General features: G+C 65.7%; 12 protein-coding genes and 1 pseudogene. 8 read left to right on the forward strand and 5 right to left on the reverse strand.

Annotated features, from left to right (window positions below):
- Positions 1 to 280: pseudogene (locus tag Q0Q36_RS24515) on the reverse strand (D-glycerate dehydrogenase); the annotation flags it as partial.
- A 178-nt stretch (positions 281 to 458) separates the two neighbouring features.
- Here Q0Q36_RS24515 and Q0Q36_RS24520 point away from each other — a divergent pair.
- Positions 459 to 989, forward strand: coding sequence for an SH3 domain-containing protein (locus Q0Q36_RS24520; RefSeq protein WP_293802424.1), 531 nt, complete (start codon positions 459 to 461; stop codon positions 987 to 989).
- A gap of 7 nt (positions 990 to 996) precedes the next feature.
- Here Q0Q36_RS24520 and Q0Q36_RS24525 read toward each other — a convergent pair whose 3' ends face one another.
- Positions 997 to 1,815, reverse strand: coding sequence for a YbaY family lipoprotein (locus tag Q0Q36_RS24525; RefSeq protein WP_293802426.1), 819 nt, complete (start codon positions 1,813 to 1,815; stop codon positions 997 to 999).
- Complete coding sequence (gene irrA / locus Q0Q36_RS24530; protein ID WP_293802427.1) at positions 1,781 to 2,245, reverse strand: iron response transcriptional regulator IrrA; 465 nt, start codon at positions 2,243 to 2,245, stop codon at positions 1,781 to 1,783. Before irrA ends, Q0Q36_RS24525 begins: the two co-directional genes overlap by 35 nt.
- A 183-nt stretch (positions 2,246 to 2,428) precedes the next feature.
- Here irrA and Q0Q36_RS24535 point away from each other — a divergent pair, with 183 nt between their 5' ends.
- From Q0Q36_RS24535 to Q0Q36_RS24560, 6 genes are all read left to right on the forward strand, one after another.
- The gene (locus Q0Q36_RS24535) at positions 2,429 to 3,064 is read left to right on the forward strand and encodes a LysE family translocator (RefSeq protein ID WP_293802429.1); all 636 of its coding nucleotides are present in this window, start codon (positions 2,429 to 2,431) and stop codon (positions 3,062 to 3,064) included.
- Positions 3,065 to 3,176: 112 nt separating this feature from the next.
- Entirely contained in the window at positions 3,177 to 3,689 is a 513-nt protein-coding gene (fabA, locus tag Q0Q36_RS24540) for a 3-hydroxyacyl-[acyl-carrier-protein] dehydratase FabA (RefSeq protein ID WP_293802430.1), read from the forward strand.
- A 113-nt stretch (positions 3,690 to 3,802) separates the two neighbouring features.
- Entirely contained in the window at positions 3,803 to 5,029 is a 1,227-nt protein-coding gene (gene fabB / locus Q0Q36_RS24545; protein ID WP_293802432.1) for a beta-ketoacyl-ACP synthase I, read from the forward strand.
- 8 nt (positions 5,030 to 5,037) lie between these two features.
- Positions 5,038 to 5,310: a DUF3303 domain-containing protein gene (locus Q0Q36_RS24550; RefSeq protein ID WP_257735364.1), complete on the forward strand. Its 273-nt coding sequence runs from the start codon at positions 5,038 to 5,040 to the stop codon at positions 5,308 to 5,310.
- A gap of 126 nt (positions 5,311 to 5,436) precedes the next feature.
- Positions 5,437 to 6,270 carry an enoyl-ACP reductase FabI gene (gene fabI, locus Q0Q36_RS24555; RefSeq protein WP_293802434.1) on the forward strand — a complete coding sequence of 278 codons (834 nt, stop codon included), beginning with the start codon at positions 5,437 to 5,439 and terminating at the stop codon, positions 6,268 to 6,270.
- A 54-nt stretch (positions 6,271 to 6,324) separates the two neighbouring features.
- Entirely contained in the window at positions 6,325 to 6,570 is a 246-nt protein-coding gene (locus Q0Q36_RS24560) for a DUF2188 domain-containing protein (protein ID WP_293802436.1), read from the forward strand.
- A gap of 57 nt (positions 6,571 to 6,627) precedes the next feature.
- Here Q0Q36_RS24560 and Q0Q36_RS24565 read toward each other — a convergent pair whose 3' ends face one another.
- Positions 6,628 to 6,978, reverse strand: coding sequence for a hypothetical protein (locus Q0Q36_RS24565; protein WP_293802437.1), 351 nt, complete (start codon positions 6,976 to 6,978; stop codon positions 6,628 to 6,630).
- A 183-nt stretch (positions 6,979 to 7,161) separates the two neighbouring features.
- On the opposite strand from Q0Q36_RS24565, the gene Q0Q36_RS25150 reads away from it, so the two are divergent.
- Positions 7,162 to 7,458 carry a GIY-YIG nuclease family protein gene (locus Q0Q36_RS25150; protein ID WP_367187199.1) on the forward strand — a complete coding sequence of 99 codons (297 nt, stop codon included), beginning with the start codon at positions 7,162 to 7,164 and terminating at the stop codon, positions 7,456 to 7,458.
- Here the strand turns inward: Q0Q36_RS25150 and Q0Q36_RS24575 are convergent.
- The coding region (locus Q0Q36_RS24575; protein ID WP_293802440.1) for an argininosuccinate synthase at positions 7,403 to 8,493 on the reverse strand (1,091 nt) is incomplete at its 5' end. The genes Q0Q36_RS25150 and Q0Q36_RS24575 overlap by 56 nt on opposite strands.

Here is an 8,493-nt window from a genome sequence, read left to right on the forward strand (position 1 = left end):
CGCGCTGCACGGCGCTGGCCACGTCGATATTGTCGACGCCGTTGCCGAAATTGGCAATCAGGCGCAACTGGTCGCCGGCCTGCGCGATGACGGCGGCATCGATCTTGTCGGTGACCGTCGGGACGAGCACGTCGGCGGTCTTCACGGCCTCGACCAGCGCAGCCTGAGACATCGGCTTGTCGTCGATGTTGAGCCGGGCGTCGAACAGTTCGCGCATCCGGGTTTCCACCACGGCGGGCAGTTTGCGCGTCACCACCACCAGCGGCTTTTTCTTCGACATGGCGGTCACCCCTCCGTCATTGGCCGTATCGGCCTGATATCCTCAACCCGCCATTAACCCTGGTGGCCCAGGAATGGGAATTGTTGCGCGGCACCATACGCGTGTCTAGGCGGCGGCGCAGCGGATGACAACTTGCCCCTTTGCCGGAGGCGAGTGGAATGCGAAGGAGAATGGCGCCATGAAGGTCCCGTCGATGCGCTGCCTGGCCCTGGCGGCGTTGGCCCTCATCGGCTTGCCCGCGATCGCGTCAGCCCAGGACATGCAGGCAGGCTCGGTCACCGGTCTGCCGGTGCCGCGCTATGTCAGCCTGAAGACCGACCGCGTGAACCTGCGCGAGGGCCCCTCGAAGGAGCACCGTACACGCTGGGTCTATCAGCGCGCCGGCCTGCCGATGGAAGTCACCGCGGAATTCGAGACCTGGCGCCGCGTGCGCGATGCAGACGGCACCGAGGGCTGGGTGCTGCACAGCCTGCTTTCCGGCCGGCGGACGGCGCTCGTCGCGCCCTGGTCGAAGAAGAAGGACGAGATCTTCCCGATGCGCAGCGCCGCGAACGAGGAGGCGGTCGTCGTCGCCCGGCTGCAGCCCGGCGTCGTCACCAGCGTCGCATCCTGTGCCAATTCCTGGTGCCGCGTCAGCGTCGGCAACATCAACGGCTATATCCGTCAGGAGCGCCTCTGGGGCGTCTATCCCAACGAGAAGGTCGACTGAGAGGCGCCTACTGCGGGGCCAATGTCATCACTGGCCGGCTTCTGCCGTCGAGGAGAACAAGCCGGCCGCCGCCGCGCTCGACGTTCCAGCGCTGCACACGCTCCAGCGCTTTGAGGAAACGCTGCTCCTGATCCATCGCGTCCGGTGCGCAGGCCATCATCGTCGAAGCCATGCGTGAGAACCGAATTGTCCGGCCTCGGACGGTCGCGTTGCCGCCGAAACCGTTGCACCCGCCGCGCCCCGATACCTTGCCGTCTGCCGCGATGGCGATCGTGGTCGTGATGGAGGCGAGGCTGGTAAGGCGCCAGCTTCCTAGGGGTGAGGGCGCTGCGGCAGGCGGCTGATCCCATCCGCCGACGCGCTCGACCAGGATCTCGGCATCGTCGGGACCGCCGGCCAGGACCGTGTGCTGGGTCGTGTTGATGAAGAGCAGTTGGCCGCCATCAGTGATCCGGGCCTGGAGCGCGTGGCGGTTTCGCGGCTCGATCCGCCGATCATCGAAGCGCAGTGTCCAGCGCGCCGGAATGCCGCGGCCGGAGACGCGCGTCTTTGCAATGGTGCGCGACGGCGCATCGGCCAGCGAGATATCGACGAGTGCGACCTCGATCACCGCCGTCGGCGGCAGCGCCATGCGCTCGCGATAGAAGACGGTGCCGCGCAGGGCCCGCCGCGCTGCCAACGCCGGCGTGGCGGGAACGGCGACCGCAAGCACGAAGCCGGCGAACGCGCGGCGCGAGATCGACGAATCGGTCATGCGTATCCCATCGTCTCCGGAAGCGGCGGGGCGGTGGTCAGCCGTTGATCTTGCGCAGCCGCACCACCACATCGACCCGCGCGATCTCGTAGCCTTCCGGTGGAACCGGCAGGCTCGCGACGTCGATCTCGTCGGCAGGTATGTCGATCACCCGGTTCTCGCCGTCGACGACGAAATGGTGATGGTCATGATCGGCGGTGTCGAAATAGGCCTTGGCGCCGTCGAGCGTCAGCTCGCGCAACAGGCCGGCCTCCGTGAACTGCCTTAGCGTATTGTAGATCGTCGCCAGCGAGACCGGGATGCGCTCCTTCATCGCCTCTTCGAACAGCATCTCGGCGCTGACATGGCGCTGGCCCTTGGCGAACAGCACCCAGCCGAGCGAGACGCGCTGGCGGGTTGGGCGCAAGCCGACGCGCCGCAGCTTCTGACGGATATCGTGGAAGGGGCAGCCCTGCCGCACCGGCGTCCCGTAACCCTGGTCCTGGGAGGTCAGGTCGCTCATGCCTTGTTCTTACCCCTTATGCGCAACGAACGTCCGGACGCTCCGCCAGTAGAGTGGATCACATTTCAATAAATGTAAGGTCTCGGCTCACGCGCCGCAAGCGCGGAGCCCGGCCCCGGCTCCTGACGGCCCTTGTCCGGCACGGCAAGCATAAGGCCGAACCTGTCGCAGGCGAGGGCGGTCATGATCGAGGCGGCACATCTCTGGCTGTTCTTCCTGTTTGTCTTCGGAATCGTGATCGTTCCCGGCATGGACATGACCGTCGTGCTCGCCAATGCGCTCGGCGGCGGCCGTCGCGATGGCCTGCTGGCGACGTTCGGCGTCATGGTCGGTGGAGTCTGTCATGTCGTCGTCGGGGCGCTCGGCGTCGGCATCGTGCTTCAGCTTTGGCCCGCGGCCTTCCGCCTCATGCTGCTGGCGGGGGCGGTCTATGTCGCCTGGCTTGGCTTCGGGCTGTTGCGGGGCGGGGCGGCGATGCAGGCGATCCGCGAGCGGCGGCCCGTCAGCGCCTGGGCAGCCTTTCGCAGCGGTGCGCTGACCAATCTGCTCAATCCGAAAGCCTATCTGTTCATGCTGGCGGTCTTTCCCCAGTTTTTGCGCCCCGAGCGCGGCTGGGTCGGAGCCCAGGCGGTTGCGCTCGGGCTGGTCATCGCCGCTACGCAATTGCTGGTCTATGGCGGGCTGGCGCTGGCCGTGTCGCAGGCCCGGAGCGCGTGGACGGGACGGGATCTCGCCGTCGATCGGATCGGCCGCGCCGTCGGTGCGCTCCTGATCCTGGTCGCCGCCTGGACGCTCTGGCAGGGATGGCGTGGATTTTGAGCGTTCTGCGGGCTGGAAATTGCCTGCGCCCTTTCGTTCCCGGCTGACGCTGTGTTAGCACGGCTCACGAGACATCGGCCGAATCCGGCGGGTGCCAGGGAGCAGTACGGGAATGCAGCGTCAGTCGTCTTTCAGCTACGAGGAGATCCTCGCCTGTGGTCGTGGGGAACTGTTCGGGCCGGGCAATGCGCAGCTGCCGCTGCCGCCGATGCTGATGTTCGACCGCATCGTCGAGATCGCTGAAGAGGGCGGCGAGCACGGCAAGGGCATGGTCCGCGCCGAGTTCGACATCAAGCCCGACCTCTGGTTCTTCGACTGCCATTTCAAGGGCGATCCGGTGATGCCCGGCTGCCTCGGGCTCGATGCGCTCTGGCAGCTCACCGGCTTCTTCCTCGGCTGGCTCGGCCTGCCTGGCCGCGGCCGCGCGCTCGGCGTCGGCGAGGTCAAGTTCGCCGACCAGGTCCTGCCGACCGTCAAGAAGGTCGTCTACGGCGTCGACTTCAAGCGCGTCTTCAAGTCGAAGCTCGTTCTCGGCATCGCCGATGGCTGGCTGGAAGCAGACGGCAAGCGCATCTACACGGTCAGCGACATGCGCGTCGGCCTGTTCAAGCCGGAAGCGGCCTGAGGAAAAACGCACCGCGACCTTGCGCCAGGCGCCCGCTCGGTCCATTTGCGCGGTATGAATCCAGAAGCGGCCGGGCTTAGCTCTGCCGCGTGCTGACAGCTGGAGTAGCGAGCATGAGACGCGTCGTGGTCACCGGGATGGGCATCGTCTCGTCCATCGGCAACAACACGCAGGAGGTCCTGGCCTCGCTGCAATCAGCCAAATCGGGCATTTCCTACGTGCCGGATTTCGCCGAGCACGGCTTCCGCAGCCAGGTTGCGGGCGTGCCTTCGCTCGATCCGGCGACGGTGCTCGACCGGCGCGCCATGCGCTTCCACGGCGGCGGTTCGGCCTGGAACCAGGTCGCGATGGAGCAGGCGATCGTCGATGCCGGCCTGGAGCCGGCCGAGATCAGCAACGAACGCACCGGCATCATCATGGGCTCGGGCGGCCCCTCGACCCGCGCGCTGATCGACGCCTATGACAAGGCTCGCGAGAGCGGTTCTTCGAAGAAGGTCGGCCCCTTCGCCGTGCCCAAGGGCATGTCCTCGACCGCTTCGGCGACGCTGGCGACCTGGTTCAAGATCAAGGGCGTCAACTATTCGATCTCCTCGGCCTGCGCGACCTCCAACCACTGCATCGGCAATGCCTATGAGCTGATTCAGTGGGGCAAGCAGGACGTCATCTTCGCCGGCGGTTGCGAGGAGCTGGACTGGACGCTCTCCGTCCTTTTCGACGCGATGGGCGCGATGTCCTCCGACTTCAACGGCACGCCCGCTCGCGCCTCGCGCGCCTATGACGTGGCTCGCGACGGCTTCGTCATCGCCGGCGGCGCCGGCGTCGTCGTGCTGGAAGAGCTGGAGCATGCCAAGGCGCGTGGCGCCAAGATCTATGGTGAGATCGTCGGCTACGGTGCGACCTCTGATGGATACGACATGGTCGCCCCGTCGGGCGAGGGCGCGGTGCGCTGTATGCGCATGGCGTTGGAAGGCGTGAAGACCAAGATCGACTACATCAATCCGCACGGCACCTCGACCCCGGTCGGCGACGGCAAGGAAATCGAGGCGATCCGCGAGGTCTTCGGTGCTGGCGACAAGGCGCCGCCGATCTCGGCGACGAAGTCGCTCACCGGCCATTCGCTCGGCGCCACCGGCGTGCAGGAGGCGATCTACTCGCTGCTCATGCTCAACAACGACTTCATCTGCGAGAGCGCCCATATCGACGAGCTCGACCCGGCCTTCGCCGACATGCCGATCGTGCGCAAGCGCATCGACAATGCGGGCCTCGGCACCGTGCTCTCGAACTCCTTCGGGTTCGGCGGCACCAACGCCACCATCGTGATGAAGCGCCTGGAGGCCTGAGAAGCGCCATGCTCTTCATGGTGATCGAGCATTTCGATCAGGCCCGCGTGAAGGATGTCTACGCCCGCTTCCAGCATAGCGGGCGGATGGCTCCGGCGGGCGTGCGCTATGTCGAAAGCTGGGTCTCGGCCGATCTCGGCCGCTGCTTCCAGATCATGGAATGCGACGATATAGCCCTGCTGCAGGAATGGGTTCTGCAGTGGAACGACCTCGTGCGTTTCGAGATCGTACCGGTCTCGACCTCGAAGGCGGCCGCTGCCGCGATCACCAAGACCGACTAGCCCTGCGGGCCGGCAACGGCCCTGCAATGATGAGACGCCGTTCAGAGTTCGACCGACCCGAATAACCGACTGTCCCTCCGTTCTCCGGCCTTCGGGCCAGATCCTGAAGACCCTTCCGAGTTTGCCATGCTCCCGCTGATGCACAACAAGCGCGGCCTCATCATGGGCGTCGCCAATCAGAATTCCATCGCCTGGGGCATTGCCCGTACCCTTCACGCCCATGGTGCCGAGATCGCCTTCACCTATCAGGGCGATGCGCTGGGCAAGCGCGTCCGGCCGCTGGCGGATAGCATCGGCTCGAAGCTGGTCGTGCCCTGCGATGTCGAGGACACCGCGTCCGTCGATGCCGCCTTCGCGACGCTGGACGAGGCCTGGGGCGGCGATCCCGAGCGCAACACGCTCGACTTCATCGTCCATGCCATCGGCTTCTCCGACAAGAACGAGCTCAAGGGGCTCTATGCCGACACCACCCGCGAGAACTTCTCGCGGACGATGGTGATCTCCTGCTTCTCCTTCACCGAGGTCGCGAAGCGCGCGGCGGAGCGCATGCCGAAGGGGGGCAGCATGATCACGCTGACCTATGGCGGCTCGACCCGGATCATGCCGAACTATAACGTCATGGGCGTCGCCAAGGCGGCGCTGGAGGCGAGCGTGCGCTATCTCGCCGGCGATTACGGTCCGCGTGGCATCCGCGTGAATGCGCTCTCGCCCGGGCCCGTGCGGACGCTGGCCGGCGCCGGCATCTCGGACGCGCGCGCGATGCTATCCTGGCAGCGTGCCAATTCTCCGCTGCGCAAGTCGGTTTCACTTGAAGAGATCGGCGGCTCGGCGCTCTATTATCTCTCGGATCTCTCCGGAGGTGTCACCGGCGACGTCCATCATGTCGATGCCGGCTATCACATCACCTCGATGCCGGCACTGGATTCGTTGCGCGCGGCCGATAGCGGTAACGGCGAGTAGCCGGAACCGCGTGGCCGGCGCGCGGTTTTCCTTTGAACGAAAGGAGGGTGCGCGATGGTCATGGTCAAATACGAGGTTGTCGAGCACGATGGTGGCTGGGCCTATCGGGCTGGCGGAGCCCTCTCGGAAACCTTTCCGACGCATGACGCGGCGCTGAAGGCTGCGACCCGCGCCGCCGCGCGCCAGACGGTGGCCGGGAATACCGACGGCATCGTCTATCAGGATCAGAACGGCCGCTGGCACGAGGAATTGGCGGATGGCCATGACCGGCCCGCGACCCGCGTGGTCGACGGAAGCTGAGGGCGTTTTCCCGTCACAACCGGCAGGGGCCGCAAGGCGGCCCTTTCCTTTTCTGTCTCAGCGCGCGGTGAAGAAGGTCAGCAGCACCTTGTTCTTCTCGCCGAGCAGGCAGAGGAAGCGGCGCGGCTTGTCGGAGCGATCGGTCCGTAGATAGGCTTCGCTCATGACGATACGGGTGACAGGAATGTCCTCGATCTTCGATTCCGAGACCGCGACCGTGGCGCCGTCCTCGTCGATATAGATGTCCTTGATTTCCGGCTCCTTGGCATGGAGCGTCTGGAGCGCAGCCGCCTTGCAGGTCGCGATTTCAGGCGTCGCGGGCTTCTCGCTCTTCGGCGGAACTTCCTGCGCGAGAGCGGGTGCGAGCAGCGGGATGGAGATCAGAGCAGGGGCGAGGAAGCGCAGCATGCGAGGAGCACTCAGATTGATCGGTGAGTGCTGAACGCGCGAACGCGGCGCGGGTTCATGAAGTCGCTGGCAGCGGTTCATGAAGCGTGTCATCCCGTGCGCGCTGCGGCGCGAAGTGCCGCTGCGCAGACACGGGACCGCGTGCAGGATAGGGTATCGTCTCGTTCTCGACGCGAGGTTCGGATGACCGCTCGCATCTACGCTGTGTACATCCTCGCGACGCGGAAGGACGGCCCGCTCTATATCGGCATCACCAGTGACCTTGAGCGCCGGATCGCCGAGCACAAGACCCATGCGATCAAGGGCCACCCCTCGCCGGGTGATGGGAGCTTTTATCGGGGAGCGATCCCGCATCTGCGCCGCAGCACTGCGTGCTGCAACGCGTGCGGGATGACACTCTTCAACACCCGCGATAGCCGCGGCCTCAGAGCCCCAGCTTCTTCTTGCGCTGTCCCAACGTGCGCAGGCGCAGCGCGTTGAGCTTGATGAAGCCGGCGGCGTCGCGATGGTCGTAGGCCACCGCGCCTTCCTCGAAGGTGACGAGGTCCTGGTCGTAGAGCGAGTAGTCGCTGGAGCGGCCGATGACGTGGACGCCGCCCTTGTAGAGCTTGAGACGCACGTCGCCGGTGACGAATTCCTGGCTCTTGTCGATCAGCGCCTGCAGCATCTCGCGCTCGGGCGAGAACCAGAAGCCGTTATAGATCAGCTCGGCATATTGCGGCATGATCTGGTCCTTGAGATGCGCCGCGCCGCGATCGAGCGTGATCGACTCGATGGCGCGATGCGCCGCATGCAGGATCGTGCCGCCGGGCGTCTCGTACATGCCGCGCGACTTCATGCCGACGAAGCGGTTCTCGACGAGGTCGAGCCGGCCGATGCCGTTGTCGCGGCCGAGGTCGTTGAGCTTGGCGAGCAGCGTAGCCGGCGAGAGCTTCTCGCCGTCGATCGCGACGGCGTCGCCCTTCTCGAAGGAGATCGTGACGATCGTGGGCTTGTCCGGCGCGTCTTCCGGCGAGATCGTGCGCGAATAGACGTAATCGGGCACCTCGACCGCCGGATCCTCCAGCACGCGGCCTTCCGATGAGGCATGCAGCAGGTTGGCGTCGACCGAGAACGGCGCTTCGCCGCGCTTGTTCTTGGCGATCGGGATCTGGTGCTGCTCGGCGAAGGCGATCAGCTGCTCGCGCGAGCGCAGGTCCCATTCGCGCCAGGGCGCGATCACGACGACGTCGGGCTTCAGCGCATAGGCGGTCAGCTCGAAGCGGACCTGATCGTTGCCCTTGCCGGTCGCACCATGGGAGACGGCGTCGGCGCCGGTCTTCTCGGCGATCTCGATCAGCTTCTTGGCGATCAGCGGCCGCGCGATCGAGGTGCCCAGCAGGTAGACGCCTTCATAGGCGGCGTTCGCCCGGAACATCGGGAAGACGTAGTCGCGTACGAATTCCTCGCGCAGGTCCTCGATATAGATGTTCTCCGGCTTGATGCCGAGCAGCAGCGCCTTGTCGCGCGCCGGTC

The organism is uncultured Allobosea sp., assembly GCF_945957345.1.
Classification (GTDB): Bacteria; Pseudomonadota; Alphaproteobacteria; order Rhizobiales; family Beijerinckiaceae; genus Allobosea.

Excerpts from the sequence above, each read along its gene's own strand:
- Q0Q36_RS24560 (WP_293802436.1), top strand. The coding sequence starts at position 6,325 with ATGGTCATGGTCAAATACGAGGTTGTCGAGCACGATGGTGGCTGGGCC.
- Q0Q36_RS24550 (WP_257735364.1), top strand. The coding sequence starts at position 5,038 with ATGCTCTTCATGGTGATCGAGCATTTCGATCAGGCCCGCGTGAAGGAT.
- fabB (WP_293802432.1), top strand. The coding sequence starts at position 3,803 with ATGAGACGCGTCGTGGTCACCGGGATGGGCATCGTCTCGTCCATCGGC.
- fabA (WP_293802430.1), top strand. The coding sequence starts at position 3,177 with ATGCAGCGTCAGTCGTCTTTCAGCTACGAGGAGATCCTCGCCTGTGGT.
- Q0Q36_RS24565 (WP_293802437.1), bottom strand. The coding sequence starts at position 6,978 with ATGCTGCGCTTCCTCGCCCCTGCTCTGATCTCCATCCCGCTGCTCGCA.
- irrA (WP_293802427.1), bottom strand. The coding sequence starts at position 2,245 with ATGAGCGACCTGACCTCCCAGGACCAGGGTTACGGGACGCCGGTGCGG.
- Q0Q36_RS24525 (WP_293802426.1), bottom strand. The coding sequence starts at position 1,815 with ATGTGGTGGTGCGGCTGCGCAAGATCAACGGCTGACCACCGCCCCGCC.
- Q0Q36_RS24520 (WP_293802424.1), top strand. The coding sequence starts at position 459 with ATGAAGGTCCCGTCGATGCGCTGCCTGGCCCTGGCGGCGTTGGCCCTC.
- fabI (WP_293802434.1), top strand. The coding sequence starts at position 5,437 with ATGCTCCCGCTGATGCACAACAAGCGCGGCCTCATCATGGGCGTCGCC.
- Q0Q36_RS24535 (WP_293802429.1), top strand. The coding sequence starts at position 2,429 with ATGATCGAGGCGGCACATCTCTGGCTGTTCTTCCTGTTTGTCTTCGGA.
- Q0Q36_RS25150 (WP_367187199.1), top strand. The coding sequence starts at position 7,162 with ATGACCGCTCGCATCTACGCTGTGTACATCCTCGCGACGCGGAAGGAC.